The sequence below is a fragment of the Microbispora sp. H10949 genome, from assembly GCF_014161435.1.
Classification (GTDB): domain Bacteria; phylum Actinomycetota; class Actinomycetes; order Streptosporangiales; family Streptosporangiaceae; genus Microbispora; species Microbispora triticiradicis.
In genome coordinates this window covers 266545-285393 of the sequence record NZ_JABBWZ010000006.1, presented here as the reverse complement: position 1 = coordinate 285393, position 18849 = coordinate 266545, and the positions used below count along the sequence as shown (strand labels likewise).

20 protein-coding genes are annotated in these 18849 nt (G+C 72.1%); 12 read left to right on the top strand and 8 right to left on the bottom strand.

The annotated features are described in order from the left end of the window. The first annotated feature begins 36 nt into the window (after positions 1–36). The gene (locus HHX40_RS17795; protein ID WP_182873882.1) at positions 37–1263 is read left to right on the top strand and encodes a DUF4032 domain-containing protein; all 1227 of its coding nucleotides are present in this window, start codon (positions 37–39) and stop codon (positions 1261–1263) included. 1 nt (position 1264) lies between these two features. On the opposite strand, the gene HHX40_RS17790 is transcribed toward HHX40_RS17795, so the two are convergent. After that, the gene (locus HHX40_RS17790) at positions 1265–1756 is read right to left on the bottom strand and encodes a DUF523 domain-containing protein (RefSeq protein WP_182881462.1); all 492 of its coding nucleotides are present in this window, start codon (positions 1754–1756) and stop codon (positions 1265–1267) included. Between the two features lie 262 nt (positions 1757–2018). Between HHX40_RS17790 and HHX40_RS17785 the strand changes: the two genes are divergently transcribed. The 5 genes from HHX40_RS17785 to HHX40_RS17765 all read left to right on the top strand — a co-directional run bounded on the left by HHX40_RS17785 (position 2019) and on the right by HHX40_RS17765 (position 5609). Further along, positions 2019–2357: a roadblock/LC7 domain-containing protein gene (locus HHX40_RS17785; protein ID WP_244302199.1), complete on the top strand. Its 339-nt coding sequence runs from the start codon at positions 2019–2021 to the stop codon at positions 2355–2357. Then, positions 2357–3223 (top strand): MarR family transcriptional regulator, encoded by an 867-nt coding sequence (locus HHX40_RS37740; RefSeq protein ID WP_182881461.1) that lies wholly within the window; start codon positions 2357–2359, stop codon positions 3221–3223. Before HHX40_RS17785 ends, HHX40_RS37740 begins: the two co-directional genes overlap by 1 nt. A gap of 38 nt (positions 3224–3261) precedes the next feature. After that, positions 3262–3666, top strand: coding sequence for a roadblock/LC7 domain-containing protein (locus tag HHX40_RS17775; protein ID WP_182881460.1), 405 nt, complete (start codon positions 3262–3264; stop codon positions 3664–3666). Between the two features lie 46 nt (positions 3667–3712). Next, positions 3713–4084 carry a hypothetical protein gene (locus tag HHX40_RS17770; RefSeq protein ID WP_111698019.1) on the top strand — a complete coding sequence of 124 codons (372 nt, stop codon included), beginning with the start codon at positions 3713–3715 and terminating at the stop codon, positions 4082–4084. A 109-nt stretch (positions 4085–4193) separates the two neighbouring features. Then, positions 4194–5609, top strand: coding sequence for an MFS transporter (locus tag HHX40_RS17765; protein WP_167521575.1), 1416 nt, complete (start codon positions 4194–4196; stop codon positions 5607–5609). A gap of 8 nt (positions 5610–5617) precedes the next feature. Here HHX40_RS17765 and HHX40_RS17760 read toward each other — a convergent pair whose 3' ends face one another. Next, positions 5618–6025 (bottom strand): hypothetical protein, encoded by a 408-nt coding sequence (locus tag HHX40_RS17760; RefSeq protein ID WP_182881459.1) that lies wholly within the window; start codon positions 6023–6025, stop codon positions 5618–5620. A 130-nt stretch (positions 6026–6155) separates the two neighbouring features. On the opposite strand from HHX40_RS17760, the gene HHX40_RS17755 reads away from it, so the two are divergent. The 3 genes from HHX40_RS17755 to HHX40_RS17745 all read left to right on the top strand — a co-directional run bounded on the left by HHX40_RS17755 (position 6156) and on the right by HHX40_RS17745 (position 8468). Next, complete coding sequence (locus HHX40_RS17755) at positions 6156–6740, top strand: Dps family protein (RefSeq protein ID WP_182881458.1); 585 nt, start codon at positions 6156–6158, stop codon at positions 6738–6740. A gap of 95 nt (positions 6741–6835) precedes the next feature. Beyond that, positions 6836–7939: a winged helix DNA-binding domain-containing protein gene (locus tag HHX40_RS17750; protein WP_310738162.1), complete on the top strand. Its 1104-nt coding sequence runs from the start codon at positions 6836–6838 to the stop codon at positions 7937–7939. Positions 7940–8024: 85 nt separating this feature from the next. Beyond that, complete coding sequence (locus HHX40_RS17745; protein WP_182873888.1) at positions 8025–8468, top strand: SRPBCC family protein; 444 nt, start codon at positions 8025–8027, stop codon at positions 8466–8468. 14 nt (positions 8469–8482) lie between these two features. Here HHX40_RS17745 and HHX40_RS17740 read toward each other — a convergent pair whose 3' ends face one another. Continuing rightward, on the bottom strand, positions 8483–9121 hold the full coding sequence (locus tag HHX40_RS17740; RefSeq protein ID WP_182881457.1) for a TenA family protein: 639 nt from the start codon (positions 9119–9121) through the stop codon (positions 8483–8485). 228 nt (positions 9122–9349) lie between these two features. Between HHX40_RS17740 and HHX40_RS17735 the strand changes: the two genes are divergently transcribed. After that, complete coding sequence (locus tag HHX40_RS17735) at positions 9350–10843, top strand: RICIN domain-containing protein (RefSeq protein ID WP_259403689.1); 1494 nt, start codon at positions 9350–9352, stop codon at positions 10841–10843. 70 nt (positions 10844–10913) lie between these two features. On the opposite strand, the gene HHX40_RS36770 is transcribed toward HHX40_RS17735, so the two are convergent. Both HHX40_RS36770 and HHX40_RS36765 read right to left on the bottom strand, forming a co-directional pair. Then, positions 10914–11351 carry a Fic family protein gene (locus tag HHX40_RS36770; RefSeq protein WP_259403688.1) on the bottom strand — a complete coding sequence of 146 codons (438 nt, stop codon included), beginning with the start codon at positions 11349–11351 and terminating at the stop codon, positions 10914–10916. Further along, positions 11282–11896 carry a hypothetical protein gene (locus HHX40_RS36765; protein WP_259403687.1) on the bottom strand — a complete coding sequence of 205 codons (615 nt, stop codon included), beginning with the start codon at positions 11894–11896 and terminating at the stop codon, positions 11282–11284. Before HHX40_RS36765 ends, HHX40_RS36770 begins: the two co-directional genes overlap by 70 nt. Before the next feature lie 228 nt (positions 11897–12124). On the opposite strand from HHX40_RS36765, the gene HHX40_RS17725 reads away from it, so the two are divergent. Further along, positions 12125–13390 (top strand): serine hydrolase domain-containing protein, encoded by a 1266-nt coding sequence (locus tag HHX40_RS17725; RefSeq protein ID WP_182881456.1) that lies wholly within the window; start codon positions 12125–12127, stop codon positions 13388–13390. A gap of 2 nt (positions 13391–13392) precedes the next feature. Continuing rightward, a complete protein-coding gene (locus tag HHX40_RS36760; protein WP_310738161.1) occupies positions 13393–14547 on the top strand; it encodes an NAD(P)/FAD-dependent oxidoreductase in 1155 nt (384 codons plus the stop codon). A gap of 10 nt (positions 14548–14557) precedes the next feature. On the opposite strand, the gene HHX40_RS17715 is transcribed toward HHX40_RS36760, so the two are convergent. From HHX40_RS17715 to HHX40_RS17705, 3 genes are read right to left on the bottom strand one after another with little or no spacing between them, the layout of a single operon-like run. Next, positions 14558–15382: an SDR family oxidoreductase gene (locus tag HHX40_RS17715; protein ID WP_182881455.1), complete on the bottom strand. Its 825-nt coding sequence runs from the start codon at positions 15380–15382 to the stop codon at positions 14558–14560. Positions 15383–15440: 58 nt separating this feature from the next. Continuing rightward, positions 15441–16712, bottom strand: a complete 1272-nt coding sequence (locus HHX40_RS17710; protein WP_182881454.1) for a glycosyltransferase — start codon at positions 16710–16712, stop codon at positions 15441–15443. 5 nt (positions 16713–16717) lie between these two features. After that, the gene (locus tag HHX40_RS17705; protein WP_182881453.1) at positions 16718–18820 is read right to left on the bottom strand and encodes an HAD-IIIC family phosphatase; all 2103 of its coding nucleotides are present in this window, start codon (positions 18818–18820) and stop codon (positions 16718–16720) included. Positions 18821–18849: the final 29 nt, after the last annotated feature.

Here is an 18849-nt window from a genome sequence, read left to right as displayed (position 1 = left end):
ACACTTGTGTGGAAGCCCCCAGATAAGGAGCAATCGGTGCCCCTGCAGATCACCGGAGCCCCCAGCGACCCCGACCTGATCCGCCTGCCCTGGGACCTCCCCCTCGAAGAATGGCCCGTCCACCACCTGGTGACGCTGCCGCGCGGCATCTCCCGGCACGTCGTGCGCTTCGCCCGGCTGTCCGGCCGGGTCTACGCGATCAAGGAGATCAGCACCCGGTACGCCAAGCGGGAGTACCGCCTGCTGTGGGATCTGGCCCGGCACGACGCGCCGTCGGTCGAGCCGGTGGCCGTGGTGACCGGGCGCAGCGCCGCCGACGGCTCGGAGCTCGACTCCGCCCTGATCACCCGGCACCTGCAGTTCTCCCTGCCGTACCGCGCCGTGCTGTCGGGCTCGGTGCGGCCCGACACGCTTACCCGCCTGCTCGACGCGCTCGCCGTGCTGCTCGTACGGCTCCACCTGAGCGGCTTCTACTGGGGCGACTGCTCGCTGTCGAACACGTTGTTCCGCCGGGACGCCGGCGCGTTCGCCGCCTATCTCGTGGACGCCGAGACCGGCGACCTCCACCCCGCGATCAGCGAGGGCCAGCGCGCCCACGACATCGACGTGGCGCACGTGAACATCTACGGGGAGATGCTCGACCTGGAGGCCGGCGGGCTGCTCCACCCGACCATCGACCCGCTGGTCTTCGCCGACCAGCTGGTCGAGCGTTATCACCGGCTGTGGGACGAGCTGACCGAGGACGAGATCATCGAGGAGGTCGACTGGCACCGGGTCGACCAGCGGGTGCGCCGGCTCAACTCGCTCGGTTTCGACGTGGCCGAGATGATGGTGCGCCGCAAGGCCGGCACGTCCCGGCTGATCGTACGGCCGAAGGTCGTGGACGCCGGGCACCACCAGCGCCGGCTGCTCCGCCTGACCGGCCTCGACGTGGAGGAGAACCAGGCCAGGCGGCTGCTCAACGACCTCGACGCGTTCCGGGTGTCGAACGGGCTGCGGCACGAGGACGAGGCGATCGTGGCGCACCGCTGGCTGGCCGAGGTGTTCCAGGCGGTGGTGAGCGCGATCCCGGCCGCCATGCGGCGCAAGCTGGAACCGGCCCAGCTCTTCCACGAGGTGCTCGACCACCGCTGGTACATGTCGGAGGCGGCCGGCAAGGACGTCGGCCTGGACGCCGCGGTGCGGTCCTACGTGGACAACGTCCTGGTGCACAAGCCCGACGAGAAGGCCGTCATCGTCACCGCGGATCCGCTGTCCCCCTGAGCTACGTGAGGGTCTCCAGGTAGCGGGCGGCGTCGGGGACGCGGTCCTCGCCGAAGACGCGGACGCCGTTCAGCTCCAGCAGCGCGGTGGTCACCCCCTGCCCCGGGGTGGTCCTGCCGCGGTGGGTGCCGTCGTAGATCCGCAGCGACCCGCACGACGGGCTGCCCTCCTTGAGGATCGCGATCCGTACGCCGGAGGACCGGGCGGCGGCGAGGGCCTGCCGCGCCCCGGACAGGAACGCCTCGGTCACGTCGGCGCCGTCCGGCGTCAGGATCCGGGCCTCTCCCGTGAGCACCGCCGCACCGCCCGCACCGCCCTCGATCTCGGCCGGCGGGCGGGGCACGGGCAGCCCGCCCTCGACCTCGGGGCAGAACGGTACGAGCCGTCCCTCCGCCCGCCACCGGGCGAGCAGGTCGTCGTCGCTCGTCTTGGCCCCGCCGTCGTACCGCACCCGGCGGCCGAGCAGGCAGGCGCTGACCAGGATCCGTTCCACGCCTCCCATTCTGGCCGCCGTACGAGGCTCCCCGCGCCCTGCCCACCGAGACGCTCGATACGAGGAAATTTCATGAAAACCGGGATTACCAGTCCGGGGAGAACAATTCTTATTCTTATGGATTAATCCATTCATCCCAGCCCGTTTCCGACTCGGGTGGCCCGTCCACCTGCTCCTCTAATGTTGGCCGCGCTGTACCGGCGAGGCGTGACGTGACGGGAGTGACGGGTTGATCGGGATAGAGGACTGCCTCTCGGAGGCCATGTCGATCCCTGGCGCGCTCGGCGCCATTCTGGTCGACCACACCAGCGGAATGGCCGTCGCGGCGAGGGGGATCGCCGATCCCGGCCGGGCGGCCGCCGGGCTCAGCGCGGCCTACCGCGCCACGCTCGACGGCGTAGCGACGGCGTCCGAGGAGACCGGCCTCCGGGTCGAGGACGTGATCGTGACCACGGGCACGTCCTACCACCTCGTACGGCCCATGGAGATGATGTTCGACGGCCCGCTGCTGCTGTGCGTACGGCTGGACGTGGAGCGGGCGAACCTCGCCCTGGCCCGGCTGCGGCTGCGCGCCGTCACGGACGAGCTGGTCGCCTCCTGATGGGAACCCGGCCCGGGTCCGCTCCGGCTCTGGACACCGTGCTCGCCGGTCTCGCCCAGGACGAGGCCACCGGCTCGCTGCGGGTGGGCAAGGAGGGCACGGTCTACCTCGTACGCGGCCGGGTGTCGTACGTGGACTGCGCGGCCACGCCCGGGGTGGAGGACCTGCTCGGCGGGTCGGGCCGGATCGACGCCGCCGGGATCCGGCACGCGCGGCAGGAGGCCGGGCCGGGCGGGGACGGCGGCGCGCTGCTCGTGAGCAGGGGCGTGCTCAGCCGGGGCGAGCTGGAGTTCTGCGTGCTGTCGGCCACGCTGGACGCCGCGTTCTTCCTGCTCGCCCCGAGGACGCTCCGGACCAGGTTCAGGGCGGGCGACGCGCACTGGCTCGGGGTCCACTGGTTCTTCGACGTGCCGGGGCTGCTGCGCGAGTGCGCCAGGCGGCGGGCGCGGCTGGAGCGGGCGTGGCCGTCGGCCGAGCTGGACGCGCGGCCGGTGACGCCCCTGCGGCGGATTCCCGGCACCCACGCGCTGCTCACCCGGTTGCAGTGGGAGCTGCTGCTGGCCGCCGACTCCACCGCCACTCCGGTCGAGCTGGCCCGCCGTCTCGGGCACCCGGCCTACTCCACGCTGCTGGCCGTACGGGAGCTCGCGGCGGCGGGCCTGCTGGCGAGGGATCAGGCGGAACCGGACGAACAGCCGGACGAACAGCCGGACGAACAGTCGGACGAACAGTCGGACGAACAGCCGCACGAACCGCCGGCCGCGCTGCCCACGCGCACGCCCCGGCCGGCGGCGGTTCCGGTCGCCGGCGCCGTGACCGACGTGGACCTGCTGCTCAGAGTGCGTGACGCGCTGGAGGCGCTGTAGTGATCGGGTGGCTCAAGCGGGCCGGAAGGGATGCCTCGGTGGATCTTCGCCACGACATACATCGGGAGCTGGTCGTCCTGCGCGAGCGGGCGCCCGAGATCACCGGGGCGCTCACGTGCACGGTCGACGGCATGCTCGTGACCACGGACCTCTCCACCGGCACCGGCACCGGCGCAGGCACAGGCACAGGCACAGGCACCGAGCAGACGGCGGCGCTCACGTCGGCGCTGCTGTCGCTGAGCCGGAAGATGACCGATCTCGCCCAGATCGGGCGGCTGGAGGAGACGCTGGTCTCCGCGGCCCAGGGGCACACCGCGTGCTACACCGCGGGACCCACGCTCGTCCTCACCGTTCTCGCGGGCCCGGGGGCGAACCTCGGCCTGCTCCGGATCGAGGGACGCAGGGCGGCGGACAGGATCGCCGCCATCGCCGGACGCGGATAGCGCCAGCGGGCGACCGCGGACACGAACACCAACCAGGAGAGAACGCATGGCGAACATGGATGTCTCCCTCAAGGAGATGCTGACCATCGACGGCGCGGTCGGCGCGGTGGTGGCCGACTACGGAAGCGGGATGGCGCTGGGCGCGCTCGGCGGGTCCAAGGACCTCGACCTCCAGGTGGCCGCGGCGGCCAACACCGAGGTGGTCAGGGCCAAGCTGCGGGCGATCGAGGCGCTCCAGCTGAACGAGACGATCGAGGACATCCTCATCACGCTGGGCTCGCAGTACCACCTCATCCGGCCGCTGACCGGCCGCGGCGGCAAGGGTCTGTTCCTCTACCTCGCCCTCGACCGCGCCCGGGCCAACCTGGCGCTGGCCCGGCACCAGCTCCGCTCGATCGAGGACAGACTGGAGATCTGACCTCGCGAGCCTGCCAGGAGACCGCCAGGAGGCCGCCGGGGGCGGCCTCCCGACCCACCTCAACCCACTTTTGACCGCTTCTGTACGGTTGCGTGGTGAGGTGTCGTAAATGACCCGCCGAAGGCGGATTCTTGTTCTCCTGATCTGCTGCATGAGCCTGCTGATCGTGTCGCTGGACAACACGATCGTGAACGTCGCGCTGCCCGCCCTCGGGCGGGACCTGCACGCGCCGGTCTCGGGCCTGCAGTGGACGGTCGACGCCTACACGCTGACGCTCGCCGGCCTGCTCATGCTGGCCGGGTCCACGGCGGACCGCGTGGGCCGCCGGCGCACCTTCCAGACCGGGCTGGTGATCTTCTCGGCCGGGTCCCTGCTGTGCAGCCTCGCGCCGAGCCTCGCCTGGCTGGTCGCCTCCCGGGTCGTCCAGGCCGTCGGCGGGTCGATGATGAACCCGGTCGCCATGTCGATCATCACGAACACGTTCACCGACCGCAGGGAGCGGGCCCAGGCGATCGGCGTGTGGGGCGGGGTCGTGGGGATCAGCATGGCGCTCGGCCCGGTGATCGGCGGCCTGCTCACCGACAGCGTCGGCTGGCGGGCGATCTTCTGGATCAACGTGCCCATCGGCCTGCTCGCGGTGTTCCTCACCTGGCGTTACGTGCCCGAGTCCAAGGCGCCGGCCGCACGCCGGCTCGACCCGGCCGGGCAGGTGCTGGTCATCGTCCTGCTCGGCACGCTGACGTACGGGATCATCGAGGGCCCGGCGGCGGGCGCCGCGGTCAGCGCCGCCTGTTTCGCGGTCGCGGCGGCGGCCCTGGCCGGGCTGGTCGCCTACGAACTGCGCAGGCCGGAACCGCTCATCGACATGCGGTTCTTCGGCAGCGCGCCGTTCTCCGGAGCGGCCCTCATGGCGGTCTCCGGCTTCGCCGCCCTGGGCGCGTTCCTCTTCCTCAACACGCTCTACCTGCAGGGACACCGCGGCCTCTCCGCGTTCGACGCCGGGCTCTGCACGCTGCCCGTCGCGGTGAGCACGATGATCGTCGGGCCGCTGTCCGGCCGGCTCGTGGGCACGCGCGGCCCGCGCGCGCCGCTGGTCGCCGGGGGCGTCTGCCTGGCCGCCGCCGGGGCGCTGCTCGCCCAGGTGACGCTCACCACGCCCCTCCCCCTCCTGCTCGGCATCTACGTGATCTTCGGTGTGGGGTTCGGCATGCTGAACCCGCCGATCACCAACACCGCGGTCTCCGGGATGCCGCTGGAGCAGGCGGGAGTGGCCGCCGCGGTCGCCTCGACCAGCCGCCAGGTCGGCCAGTCGCTGGGCGTGGCCATCGCCGGAGCCGTCGTGGCCGCCGCCTCCGGCGCGCGTTTCGTGCCGGCCGCGCGCACCGGCCACTGGATCACCGCCGCGTACGGCCTGCTCGTCCTGGGTCTCGCCGTCCTGACCACCGGCCGCTGGGCCAGGCGTACGGCGGAGCGCACGGCCGCCCGGCTGTCGGAGGGCCGGGAGGAGGCTCTGCGGGCCGGATAGCGCCCGGCTCACCCGGGGCTCTTGACCCTGTGGTCCTTGAGGTGGAGGTCGCCGCCGATCCTCAGCCGGAGCCGGTCGAGGACGTCCCGGGGCGCGAGGGCGGTCCAGATGTCGCCGACGAGGTGGGGGCTGTACTCCGGCGCCTGGTCCATCCACTCGTCCTTGCCCCTCTGGGTGGCGAAGGTGGTGAGGAAGAAGTCGCCGATCGGCGTGTGGCAGTGCCCCTGGCGGAGTTCCGCCGCGTCGATCTGCATCTTCGGGGTGCAGCCCGCCCGCGCGGCGAGTTGCTCGACGGTGGGCGGCGGGCCGTACACGGGGGTCGCGTCCGGGCCGGCGCAGGCGGAGGACAGGGCGGACGACAGGACGGCGGCCGCGACGGCGGCGAACGCGAGGGCGCGGTGACGCGGAAGTCTCAACACCTCCGAGGTACGCGGGCACGGGGCCGGAGGGTTCACCTTGGCCAAATCGCTATAGAAGGCGTTTAGGGGACATACCAGGCGAAAGACTCACTGGTAGCTACAAACCGAATGAGTGAGGAGCGACGTCTTGGCTGCCAACCCTTCCTCCGGAGTCCGTGCGAGCAGCCAGCCCTGGTTGCACCAGAGGGGTGTGGAGATCCAGTCGTTCGGCACGGTCCGGGACTTCCCCGTCGGCCTGCCGAGAGAGACCCGGGAGTACTCCTGCCAGCGGCTCAACCAGATCCTGGCCGACACGCAGATCCTGTACAGCCTGTACAAGAAGCACCACTGGCTCATGCGAGGGCCGACTTTCTACCAGTTGCACCTGCTGCTCGACAAGCACGCGAGCGAGCAGTTGCCGATCATCGACGCCGTCGCCGAACGGATCCAGACGCTCGGCGGGGTCGCGGTCGGCGATCCGCGCCAGGTGGCGGAGATGACCGTGATCCCACGGCCGCCGGACGGCGTGGAGGAGGTGCCCGCCATGCTCTCGCGGCTTCTCGAAGCCCACGAGACGATCCTGGTCGCCGCGCACGACGCCGCCTCCCGGGCGGCCGACATGGGCGACGACGGCACCAACGACCTGCTCGTCTCCGATGTCGTCCGTACGGGCGAGCTGCAGGCGTGGTTCCTCGCCGAGCACCTCGTCGACACGCCGCTCGTACGCACCTGAGCGGATCCCGGCAGCGGTCGCGGTAGCAGGGCCCGGCAGTGATCCCGGCAGCAGGGCGCGGCCGGAATGTCGGTCGGGGGCGTTAGGTTGACGGCGTGCTCACCCCACGCGTGCTCACCCCCGCCCTGACCACACGTGCGCTCAACCGCGCCCTGCTCGACCGTCAGATGCTGCTGCGCCGCCACACCATGAAGGCGTCGGCCGCGATCGAACGCCTGGTGGGCATGCAGTCCCAGGCGCCCCTGTCGGCGTACGTCGGCCTGTGGACGCGGCTGCTCGGCTTCCGGCACGAGGACCTGGCCGATCTGCTCGTCGACCGTTCCGTCGTGCGGATCGTGCTGATGCGCGGCACGATCCACCTCGTCAGCGCCGACGACTGCCTGGCCCTGCGCCCGGTCGTGCAGCCCGTCCTCGACCGCTGGCTCCGCACGTCGGTCGCGGGACGCCTGCCGGAGGCCGACCTCCGGGAGGTTGAGGCCGCCGCCCGCGCGCTGATGGAGGAGCGGCCCCGCACGTTCACCGAGCTCGCCGCACGGCTGGGCGAGCGGTGGCCGGACGGCGAGGCCCTGGCGAGGGCCGTACGCGGGATCGTGCCGCTGGTGCAGGTGCCGCCGCGGGGCGTGTGGGGCGCCTCGTCGCAGGCCCGCCACGTCCCGGCCGAGTCGTGGCTGGGCCGCCCGCTCGGCGACGGCTCGGCCGCCGGGGACATGGTGCTGCGGTATCTCGCCGCCTTCGGGCCCGCGTCGCTCGCTGATCTGCGGACCTGGTCCGGCCTGACCGGGCTCCGCTCGGTGGTGAAGGGCCTGGACCTGGTGGCGTACCGGGACGAGAACGGCGTGGAGCTTCTCGACGTGCCGGGCGCGCCGCCGCCGGAACCGGACGCCGAGGCGCCGGTGCGGTTCCTGCCCGAGTTCGACAACCTGCTGCTCTCACACGCCGACCGGAGGCGGATCATCGCCGACGAGCACCGGCGGCGGGTGTTCACGGTGAACGGGATCGTCCGGGCGACGATCCTGGTCGACGGGTTCGTGGCCGGGCTGTGGCGGATCGAGCGGGCCGGGGAGACGGCGACCCTGGAGATCGAGCCGTTCGCACCGCTGGACTCGGCGGCCCGGGACGCGCTGGCCGACGAGGGTGAGCGCCTGCTCGGGTTCGCCGCGGACGGCGCCACGTCGCACGCGGTCCGCTTCCTGGCATAGCCCGCTTCTTTGACGGCCCGCGCCTCCGGGACGGGAGGCGTCCGGCGGCGACGACCGATGCGTATGGACTGGCATGGGGACAGGCATGGAGACTCTCACGGTGACGGTGGACGCGCAGGCGAGCCCGGAGCGTGTCTTCGCCGTGCTGACCGACTGGTCCCGGCACCACGAGTGGATGCTGCTGACCCGGGCGTGGGTGGTCGAGGGCGACGGCCACAGCAGGGGCAGCAGGCTCGCGGCGACGACCGGGATCGGCCCGCTCTCGTTCCTGGACACGATGGACGTCACCGGCTGGCGTCCGCCGGACGAGGTGGAGGTCCGCCACACCGGCCGGGTCGTCCGCGGGACGGGGAGGTTCCAGGTGCTGCCCCGCCCCGGCGGCGGGAGCAGGATCCTGTGGGAGGAGCACCTGCACCTGCCCTTCGGGGTGGCCGGCCGGATCGGCTGGCGGGTCGCCGGGCCGCTGAGCGCCGTCTTCCTCCGGCTCTCCCTGCGCCGCCTCGCCGCGCTGGCCCTGCGCGCTCCCTGAGACGACCCTGCCGATCAGCCGGCCGCCATGTCGAAGAAGCGGCGCTCCAGGGCGGTCGCGCGGCGGAAGACGTCCAGCACGCGGGCCCGGCCGCTCTCGTCCAGTCCCGGGCCGAGCCGGTCGAGTTCGCCGCGCAGGAAGCCGACCCACGCCTCGAAATCCGGCCCGCTGTGCAACTCGACCCACTCGCGGTGGACGAAGGTCCCGCCCTCGGCGGGGATCCGGGTGGCCCAGCCGAGATAGGTCCACTCGGCCACGCACAGCACGGCCAGGATCAGCGGATAGTCCTGGCTGAGGCGCACCTCGTCCATCAGCGCGCGGAACTCGATCGTCACCGGTTCCAGCACGGGCGGGGCCGGATCGCCGCCGACCGCGGCGAGCGCGCGGTGGAAGTAGCCGCGCTCGGTGTCGGCCACCGTCTGCCCGAGGAAGCGGCCCACGGCCACCCGCGACTCGAAGGAGTCGGCCGCGGCGACAGCCGCACCGAGCAGCGCCGTGAAGGCGTCCACGAACTGGAAATCCTGCTCCAGGTAGCGCCGCATGTCGGCGGTGCCGCGGCTGATCGCGGCGGCGAAGGGATGCGTGACCACCGCCGTCCAGTCGGGCTCGCTGCGGTCCCGCAGCCACGCGCTGAACACCTGTTCGTCGGTCATTCCCCACTCCTCCCCGGCACGTCCGGCGTGAACGTTTCACGATGATCTCGTACGGCGCGCCGCGTATGCACGAGACCCCGGCGGTGACCGTTGACCACCGCTGGACAGGTCCGTACCTTGAACCTGGCGTTCCTACCCATGAATGTCGTTCATGTCCATGAATTCCTCGTGGGACCAGGATTCATCCCCTCGGTCAGGGGTCCTGCACGACACGCAAGGAGCTCGGCCTTGAGAAGGAGCACCAGAAACGCAGCCGGGATGGCCGGCGCCGTCACCGGGATCGTCGCCCTGGTCGGCGGAGTCTTCACCGGCGTCTCCAACGCCGCACCCACCACCGGCGCCTACCGCATCGTCAACGGCGCCAGCGGGCTGTGCCTCACCGTCCCCGGCAACAGCGGCTCCGACGGCGTACAACTCACCGTCTCCGCCTGCACCGGCACGACCAACCAGACCTGGACCCTGTCCGCCCAAGGCAGCGGCGTCCGCCTCACCGCCGGCAACAGCGGCAAATGCGCCGGCGTCACCGGCGCCTCCACCTCCGCCGGCAAAGCCGTCCAACAGGAAACCTGCACCGGCGCCACCTCCCAAACCTGGGAACTCACCGCCTCCGGATCCACCTACCGCATCATCAACGCCAACAGCGACAAATGCCTCAACACCGCCGACAACTCCACCACCTCCGGCGCCCTCGTCCAGCAGAACTCCTGCGACTCGGTCGCCACCAAACAGTGGACCCTCCAGCCCACCGGCTCCACCCCGAGCGGGACCCCCACCAGCACCCCGACCTCCACCCCCACGGGCGGCCCCACCACTCCGCCCACCACCGGGCTGGTCGGCTGGGCGACGCAGGGCGGCGGCACCAGCGGCGGCGCCGGCGGGCCGGCGACGACGGTCACCTCGCTGACCGCGCTCACCGCCGCCGTGAAGGGTGACACCGCGAAGACCGTCCAGATCAACGGCAACTTCACCTGCTCCGAGGACGTACGGGTGGGCGGCAACACCACCCTCGTCGGGGTCGGCGCGAACTCCGGGCTGACCGGCTGCGGCGTCAACATCCGCGACGTCTCCAACGTCATCGTGCGCAACCTGAAGATCTCCAAGGTCCCGGCCGGCAACGGCAACGGCGACGCGATCCACCTCGACAACGCCAAGCGGGTGTGGCTCGACCACAACGACCTGTCGAGCGACACGAGCCACGGCACCGACTACTACGACGGCCTGCTCGACATCACGCACGGCTCCGACTACGTCACCGTGTCCTGGAACAAGCTCCACGACCACGTCAAGTGCTCGCTCGTCGGCCACAGCGACAGCAACGGCTCCGAGGACACCGGGCACCTGCGGGTGACGTACCACCACAACGCGTTCCAGACCTGCGCCCAGCGCAACCCGAGAGTGCGCTTCGGCAACCCGGTCCACGTGTTCAGCAACTACTACTACAAGAACCCGTCGTACACGGACTACAGCTACGGCATCGCCTCCACCTGCGGCGCCGGGGTGCTCGTCGAGGGCAACTACTTCGAGAACGTCGCCGAGCCCACGCACACCTCCGAAGGCTCCTCGCCGGGCGGCTCGATCGTCGCCCGCAACAACTACCTAGTGAACTCCGGCACGCCGCAGACCTCCGGCAGCGTCGCCTCCATCCCGTACTCGTACACGGTCGACAACCCGAGCGGCGTGAAGGCGAACGTCCTCGCCAACGCCGGCACCGGCAGGATCTAGGTCCAGACGCGCAGGCACCGGCATGTCCCGGTGAAGCCAGGAGGCCGCGGCCACCCCGCCGCGGCCTCCGTCACGCCTGCCCGCGCCCCACCGGCCGCTGGTGCTTCGAGGCCCGGTACGCCTCAACGGACTTGCGTGAGGACCTCCAGATCCCGTCGGCCCCCTGGACGGCTTTGAGACGACCACGCTGAGCGGCCTGCCGGAGAGCCGCGAGGCTGAACTCATCGTCGGCGAGCGCCGCCAGCGGAACCAGACGGGCAGGCCCGGCGATGTTCGGGACGATGAAGCGGTTGAGATTGTCCTCCATCGCGCGTGCGATCAACTCGCCCAGCGCCCCGTAGTCCCCGTTGTCCGCTCGCCGCAGCGCCGCGAGGTAGGAGGAACGCTGTCGCTTCAGAATGATGATCGGAGGGTAGCGAAGTCTGACGAGAACGAGATTCACAACGAGACGTCCCGTACGACCGTTGCCGTCAAGGAAGGGGTGGATGCGCTCGAAGCCGTTGTGCAACCTGGCCAGCTCCTCGGGCAGGGATGTTCAAGCTCGTCACCCGCCTCGATCCGTTTGCCCAGAACGCACACCTCCGTGACCCATTGACCGACCTGCTCCGGCACCAAGGGCCAAGGCGGCGGCATCATCCCTTCGGAGAAGGGCATGATGTCGTGCTCGCGGAAGTTCCCCGGCCCCTCTCGATCCGTCGCGTCCGGATGTGGTGCGACATCCCACACCGGGGTCATCGCCGCATGATGCACCCTCCGGACCTCGTTGATCGTGATGAGGTTTCCGTCGTGCCAGGCGTCCGGCTCCAACGCCTGCCCGTAAACCCACTGCGCTGCCGTGGCGTAGCCACGCACCTCGTTGTACTCGCGGAGGGCCTTCGCTCCCACCGCCCTTCCCTGGTCAAGAAGGGCTCGAACCTCGCGGAGCACGAGCGTGTTCCCCTCAAGGGCCGTAGAGTGATGGGCCTCCTCATGCCAGATGTCGTCCCAGATCTCCTGGGCCTCCCGCGGGTTGGGCAAGCCGCCGAGCCGGTCGTTGAGTTCGGCGAGCGCCATGCCCAGACGTGCGTATACCGTGGTCCGACTCGGCCTGCCTCTGCCCGCCACCCGGCCGCCTCTTCCATTTTGATAAGCCTCACCAGCAGCTAATTGAACTTATCAAGTCGCTACCCGTTGTGATGGCAGGATCGCAAAAAGTGACGAGCACCAGGCTGGACCGTCGGCCTGTCGGCGCGGTCAGGGGGGCGGTAACGACCGGTCAGAGCTCCCCTAAGATCAACCGTCATGATTTCGGACAGGTTTTCGGTAGCCCGGAGGAACACCCTGCGCCTGCTGGCGGGCGGCGCCGCGGCGGGGCTCGCCGCCGGGCTGCCCGCGTCGCCGGCGGGCGCGGCGGCCCGCGTGTGGAGCGTCACCGGCCGCGGCGCGACGTCGCTGAAGCCCTTCGACGACACGCTGAAGCGCTTCATGCAGGCACGGACGATCCCGCACGCGTCCCTCGCCGTGGTCCGCAAGGGCAAGCTGGTGCTCGCCCGGGGCTACAACTGGACGGCGGACACCTCGTTCGCGGCCGGTCCCACCTCGCTGTTCCGCGTCGCGAGCCTGAGCAAGCCGGTCACCGCCGCCGCGGTGCTGAAGCTGGCGCAGGACGGCAAGCTCAGCCTCTCGGCCAAGGTCGCGCCGCTGCTGGGGCTGAGCACGACCGCCGATCCGCGCCTCGCCGCCGTGACCGTGACCCACCTGCTCCAGCACCTCGGCGGGTGGGACTCCGAGGTCTCGGGCGACCCGATGTTCAGGGACCGGGTCATCGCGGCGGCGCTCGGCGTCCCGCTGCCGATAACGCAGGCGCAGATCATCGCGCACACGTCCGGTCTCAAGCTCGACCACGCCCCCGGCACGACGTACGCGTACTCGAACTACGGATACGTCCTCCTTCAGAAGATCATCGAGAGGGTGAGCGGCGTCTCGTACGCGAGCTACGTCCAGAGCAAGGTGCTGACACCTCTCAAGATCAAGCGGATGGCGCTCGGCAGGACCGCGAAGAGTCTCCGCAAGTCGGGCGAGGCACCGTACTTCTCGCAGTACACCGGCAAGAGCATGATCGACACCTCGAACTCCGTGGTGCCCTTCCCCTACGGCGGGTTCAACCTGGAGAACATGGCCGCCCACGGCGGCTGGCTCGCCACGGCCGTCGACCTGGCCAAGTTCACCACCCTCTTCGACGCGGCCGGTGTGCTGACCTCGGCGTCGATCTCCAAGGCGTTCGCCAAGCCGTCGATCGGGGTCAACTCCGACGGCTGGTACTACGGCCTCGGCTGGCAGGTCCGCCCGGTCACCGGGGGCCGCAACACCTGGCACACGGGGTCGCTGGCCGGCACCTCCACGCTCATGGTCCGGCGCTACGACGGACTGAGCTGGGTGGTGCTGTTCGACCAGCGCGACGATGCCTCGGGACTGAACTACGGGGACATCGACGCCCTTCTCCACACCGCCGCGAACTCGGTGAAGTCGTGGCCCACCACCAGCCTCTTCTCCACGTACGGTCTGTGAATGTGGACGACGTGTGGGACCTCGTGGTGGTGGGCGCCGGACCGGCGGGCTCCGCCGCCGCGCTGCGGGCCAGGCAGCTCGACCCCGGCTGCCGGGTGCTGCTGCTCGACCGGGCGGCCTTCCCGCGGGACAAGCCCTGCGGCGACGGCATCGCGGCGCACGCGCGGCAGGAGCTCGCGCTGCTCGGCCTGCCCGATCTCCTCTCCGACCACCGGCCCACACCGCGCCTGGCGGTGACGTCGCCCGGCGGGGTCCGGGTCTCGGCCGCGGTCGCGCGGCCCAACCACGTGGTTCCCCGCCGGGTCTTCGACGCCCGGCTGGTCGAGGCCGCCGCGGCGCGCGGCGTGGAGGTACGCCGCCACCGGGTGCGCACGCTGGCCGTCCGCGACGGGCTCGTCGTGCTCGACGGCGAGGTGGCGGCGCGGGTGGTCGTCGCCGCCGACGGCGCCAACTCGGCCGTACGGCGGCTGATCGGCGTCCCGCCGAGCCCGGACCGGCACACCGCCATCGCGGTGCGCGGGTACGCCGACGTGCCGCCGGACGACGACGTGCAGGTCATCGTCATGCGGAGCGAGGGCTGGCCGGCCTACGCCTGGTCGTTCCCGGTGGGCGACGGCACGGCCAACGTCGGTTACGGGCTGCTGCTGCCGATGCTGAGACAGACCGGCCGGCCGGGGCGCGAGATCCTGCACGGGCGGCTGGACCGGCTGCTGCCCCTGCTCGGCGAGATCAGGTCGCCCGTCCGCGACCTGCGGGCCCACCACCTGCCGCTGTCGAGCGGACGGCCGGTGCCGGGGGCGGGCCGGGTGCTGCTGGCGGGCGACGCGGCGAGCCTTGTCAATCCGCTGACCGGCGAGGGCATCTACTACGCGCTGCTGTCGGGGCGGCTCGCCGCCGAGGCCGCGACCGGCTCGCCGGCGGACCCGCTGCGGGCCTACCGGCGGGCCCTGCGCCGGGCGCTCGGGCGGCACCTGCGCACCACCGACGTGCTCTCCCTGGCCGCCCGCTCCCCCGGCTTCATCGACGCGGCGATCTCCGTGGCCGCCCGCCGCACCGAGGTGTTCGACCTGCTCGTGGACGTCGGGCTCGGCGCGGGCACGGTGCCGCCCCGCCTGGCCGGCGCGGTCGCCCTCCGCTGGCTTCGAGACCTCACCTGAGCCGGTTCGCTCAGGCGGACGCCCAGAGGTCCTTGTCCGCGTCACCGGCGGCCTGGGGACCCATCAGGCCGAGCCCGCCGTCCACGAAGACCGACGCGCCGGTCACGTACGACGAGGCCGGGCCGGCCAGGAAGGCGATCACCTGGGCGACCTCGCGGGCGTCGCCGGGACGGCCCAGTGGATAGCCGGGCCGGGTGCCGGTCCGGGGCGGCCGGTCCTCCTGCCCGGTCATCGGAGTCGCGATCTCTCCGGGGGCCACGGTGTTGACCGTGATGCCGTGCCTGGCCAGCTCCAGCGCGAGCGTGCGGCTGAGCATCCGCAGGCCGCCCTTCGCCGCGCAGTACGGCCCCGCTCCCAGGCGGGGATACTCCTCGTGGACGCTCGTCACATTGATGATCCGCCCGCCCGCGCCGCGCTCGATCATCCGGCGGGCGGCGCGCTGGGCGCACAGGAACGGCCCGTCCAGGTCGACCGCCACCACCTCTCGCCACCGGTCGTAGCCGATGTCGAGCAGCGGCTCGGCCGTTCCGGTGCCCGCGTTGTTCACCAGCACGCCGAGGCCGCCCAGCTCGCCGGCGAGTTCGTCGATCACCTCGGCGGCGGTCACGGGGTCGGTGAGGTCGTGCCGCCGGACGGCCGCGCGGCGGCCCTGCTCCGCCACCTGCCCGGCCGTCTCCCGCGCGCCCTTCTCGTCCTGGTGGTAGGTGACGCCGACGTCGAACCCGTGCGCGGCGAGCGCCACCGCGGTCGCCCGCCCGATCCCCGAGTCGGCTCCGGTGACGATCGCCACCTTGTCGTAGTCGAAGCGCGAGATCGGCGCCGTCACCTCGCTCATGGGCCTCCCCCTCCGTGGGCGTACGGCGTACCCGGGAGGCCCTCCTTCACACGCCCCTTCAGCCGCGGCGGGCGCGGGCCAGGGCGGCCAGCCGCACCTTCTGCTCGGGGGTGAGCCGGGCCAGCCGCTCGCGCGGGACCGGCCGCCGCAGGATCTCGTCGGTGCCGATCAGGGCCTCCGCGTGGTCGGCGGCGACCCGTACGCCGTCCTCCGACGCGGCGTCGGCCGCGAGCGGGGCGATCCGCTCGCGGTACCCGTCGTCGGCGAGGGCACGGGCGAGCAGCCCGGCGGCGCGTTCCTCGTCCCAGTGGGACACGGGCAGCCACTCCGCCACACCCGCGCGGTCGAGCCGCTCCGCGTTGTCGGGGCGGTCGACTCCGTGGGCGAGCAGCACCTGCGGGGTCGACGACGCCAGCGCCCGGGCGAGCGTGCCGATCCCGCCGTGGTGGACGACGGCCGCGACACGAGGCATGAACGAGGCGAACGGCGCCGAGGGCACCCACTCCACCCCGTCGGGCAGCGACTCCGGCTGGAACGCCGGGTGCCGGTTCACCAGCAGGGCCCGCCTCCCGATCCGCCGGCACGCGGCGGCCGCCACCTCGTAGAACCGGTCGTGCAGCACCTGGCCGGTGCCACCGGTGATCAGCACGGGCGGCTCGACCCAGTCGGGGACCGGCCCCTCCGCCGTGTCGCCGAGAACGAACCCGCAGCGCACGGCGTTCGCGGGCGCCGGCAGGCCCGCGGCGTCGAACCACTCCGGCCACAGCACCAGCTGGACCGGGGCGTTGTTCAGGTAGGCGGCCCAGTCGCGGACCGGGCGCAGGCCGAACGTCCGGTAGACCTCGTCGTACCCCTCACCGAGCACGTGCCGGAAGAGGTTGGCGAGGACCGGCAGCGAGACGTACTGGTGGGGCGTGACGGACGCCAGCGCCACCGGGACCCCGTGCAGCTCGGCGGCCATCAGCGCGGCGATGCCCGAGGTGTGCCGGGCGACCACCACCGTCTCCCCCGGCCGGTAGTGCGCCTCGATCATGCGCACCTCCTCGACCAGCAGCTCGAAGAGGCCGTTGCGCCGGTAGAGCCGGAGCACGCCGTCCGGGTCCTTCAGCGGGTCGAGCATGTAGCGCCGGGCGTCGTCCAGGTGCCGGTCGTATCCCTCCGCGGTGTCGATCGGCAGGTGCCGCAGGCCCGCGGCCGCTATCCGGTCGGCGAACCAGGAGTGCGTGAGCACGGTGACCTCGTGGCCGCGCTCCGCCAGCTCACGCCCGATCCGTATGAAGGGGAGCACGTCGCCGTTCGTGCCGTGGGTGCTCAGCAGCATCGTGGCCATGCGGATCAGCCGTTCCCCGATTCGAGCCCTGATTCGAGCAGGGCGTCGATCTCCTCGTCCGACAGGCCCGCGAGCTCGTCGAGCAGCCCGGCCAGCTCCTCGTCGCCGGTCTCGGCGAGCTGCCGCTCCTCGATCACCTTGGCCACCTCGGCGATGGTGAACGAGGTGGTGTAGAGGGTGTCGAAGGGCAGCTCCACCCCGAACTCGGCGCGCACCCGGGCCATGAACTGCACCAGCCGCAGCGAGTGGCCGCCCAGCTCGAAGAAGCCGTCGTTCACCGAGGTGGGCGGCTTGTCGAGCAGCTCCGCCCACCACCGCATGACGGTCGCCTCGACGGGCGTCGCCCCGGCCACCTCGGTCGCCGGGCGCGCGGCCCGCATCGCGTCCAGGATCGCCTCGGGGCCGGTGAGCCGGGTCGCGATCCGCTCGACGGCCGCCCATCCGGCGGGCGCGGCCGTCGGATCGATCCGGACGGGCCCCGCTGCCCTCTCCTCAGCAGGGCCCGATGGGTGGACAGGTGAGTGGACGGGTGAGTGGACGACGGCCGCGGCGTCGGCCGCGGTGAGGACGTACCACGCCGCCTCCTCGCCGTACGGCTCGGCGGTGGCGGGCAGGGTGGCGAGGAAGTCCCTGGCGGGCTGGTTGCGCTCGGTCGCCCGGAACGACAGCGCGACCCGGGCCAGCCCGCGGTCGCGCGCGAGCGCGCCCAGGTGGGCGAGCATGCGGTGCTCGACCCCGCGCCCGAGCGCGCGGCAGCTCAGCAGGAACGCGCCGGCGCGCAGCGTGTCCCCGTCCGTCCGCACGTCGGTGAGGCCGACGACGCCGTAGTCGCCGAACCGGTCGCTGACGTCCACGACGAACATCTCGTCGCCGTCCAGGCGCCGGGTCCCCGAGAGGTTGAACTGGTTGGTCCGCTCGGCGAGCTGGGCGGCCCGCGCCTCGTGTGCGGGGCCGGCCGGGGTGATCGTCACCCGCAGGTCGAGCGTGGCGAAGAAGTCGGCGAGGGACATCTCGCCCCTGGCCTGCTCGCGCCGCCGTTCCTCCTGGTAGCGCCGGGTGCGCTCGCGGTCGGCCTCGGTGACCGCGGCGAGGTCGAGCGGCCAGCAGTGCCGCAGGAAGGCCGCCGCCTCCGCGGCGCGGGGCGGCATCCGGAGGGTCAGCACCTCAGGGCAGCCGGCCCGGACCTCGGCGCACTCGACCGGGCTGTCGTCGAGGAAGACGAAGGAGTCGAGCCCGAGGTTCAGCTCGTCGGCCAGCGAGCGCAGGGCCTGCGACTTGGCCTCCCAGCCGACGCGCATCGCTGTGACGTCGTCCAGGCCGAAGGGCAGCCCGGGATTCCGGGCGAAGACCTCGCGGACGTCCTTCTCCTCGTTCTTGCTGCACAGGCACAGCAGCCGGCCCGCCGCGACCTGCCGCGCCAGCTCCCGCCAGATCTCCTCGCGCTCGGGGCCGATCACGACACCGTCCGGGCCGTCCTCGCCGACAACGCCGTCCCACAGGGTGCCGTCGCAGTCGGCGACGACGACCTTGGGACGCGGGGTGGTCACGGCCTGCAGACGACGTACGACCGCCGCGGCGAGCGCGGCGAAGTAGTGGTCGGTGTAGGGGACGTTGCCGGTCCGGTCGGCGAACGCGTCGTGGACGGCCTCCGGGTCCGCGGGCTCGTACGGCTCGGCCGAGGTGAGCACGGCGATCGCGCGGTCGTCCTCCAGCGTCTGGGCCAGCCTGGCGGTCAGGCGCGTGTGGGCGCCGGTCGAGCCGTGCTCGGGCGAGGCGGGGCAGACGGCGACGAGGTGGGGGGTGCCCGCCGCGGCCGCCGACGTCCGGAGCGCGGTGGCCAGGTCGTCCGCGGCGGCGTCGAGAGCGGCCCAGTCCTCGCCGGCCGCATCCGCCGCGCCGGCCGTGAGGTCTTCGGCGCGGACGAGGACGACCACGGCGCCGGCCCGGCCGAGCACGCTGCCCGGGTCGAGCAGCGAGGGGAAGACCTGGTCGTACGGAGCGAAGGCGACGTCCCCCTCGGTCCCCAGCTCGGCGAGCCAGAATCTCAGGGCGTCCCCGAGCGGCTCGGCGGTGAAGGTCGCGGCGACCCCCAAAGCGATCTTGCTCACTGCGGATCCCCTCTCAGCCGGAGACGGCT

What these genes read in the sequence shown, in the direction of transcription:
- HHX40_RS17740 (WP_182881457.1), bottom strand. Translation starts at nt 9,121, where the DNA reads ATGACCGACGAACAGGTGTTCAGCGCGTGGCTGCGGGACCGCAGCGAG.
- HHX40_RS37740 (WP_182881461.1), top strand. Translation starts at nt 2,357, where the DNA reads ATGGGAACCCGGCCCGGGTCCGCTCCGGCTCTGGACACCGTGCTCGCC.
- HHX40_RS17765 (WP_167521575.1), top strand. Translation starts at nt 4,194, where the DNA reads ATGACCCGCCGAAGGCGGATTCTTGTTCTCCTGATCTGCTGCATGAGC.
- HHX40_RS17715 (WP_182881455.1), bottom strand. Translation starts at nt 15,382, where the DNA reads ATGAGCGAGGTGACGGCGCCGATCTCGCGCTTCGACTACGACAAGGTG.
- HHX40_RS17745 (WP_182873888.1), top strand. Translation starts at nt 8,025, where the DNA reads ATGGAGACTCTCACGGTGACGGTGGACGCGCAGGCGAGCCCGGAGCGT.
- HHX40_RS17710 (WP_182881454.1), bottom strand. Translation starts at nt 16,712, where the DNA reads ATGGCCACGATGCTGCTGAGCACCCACGGCACGAACGGCGACGTGCTC.
- HHX40_RS17770 (WP_111698019.1), top strand. Translation starts at nt 3,713, where the DNA reads ATGGCGAACATGGATGTCTCCCTCAAGGAGATGCTGACCATCGACGGC.
- HHX40_RS36765 (WP_259403687.1), bottom strand. Translation starts at nt 11,896, where the DNA reads ATGGCGCTCGCCGAACTCAACGACCGGCTCGGCGGCTTGCCCAACCCG.
- HHX40_RS17725 (WP_182881456.1), top strand. Translation starts at nt 12,125, where the DNA reads ATGATTTCGGACAGGTTTTCGGTAGCCCGGAGGAACACCCTGCGCCTG.
- HHX40_RS17785 (WP_244302199.1), top strand. Translation starts at nt 2,019, where the DNA reads ATGTCGATCCCTGGCGCGCTCGGCGCCATTCTGGTCGACCACACCAGC.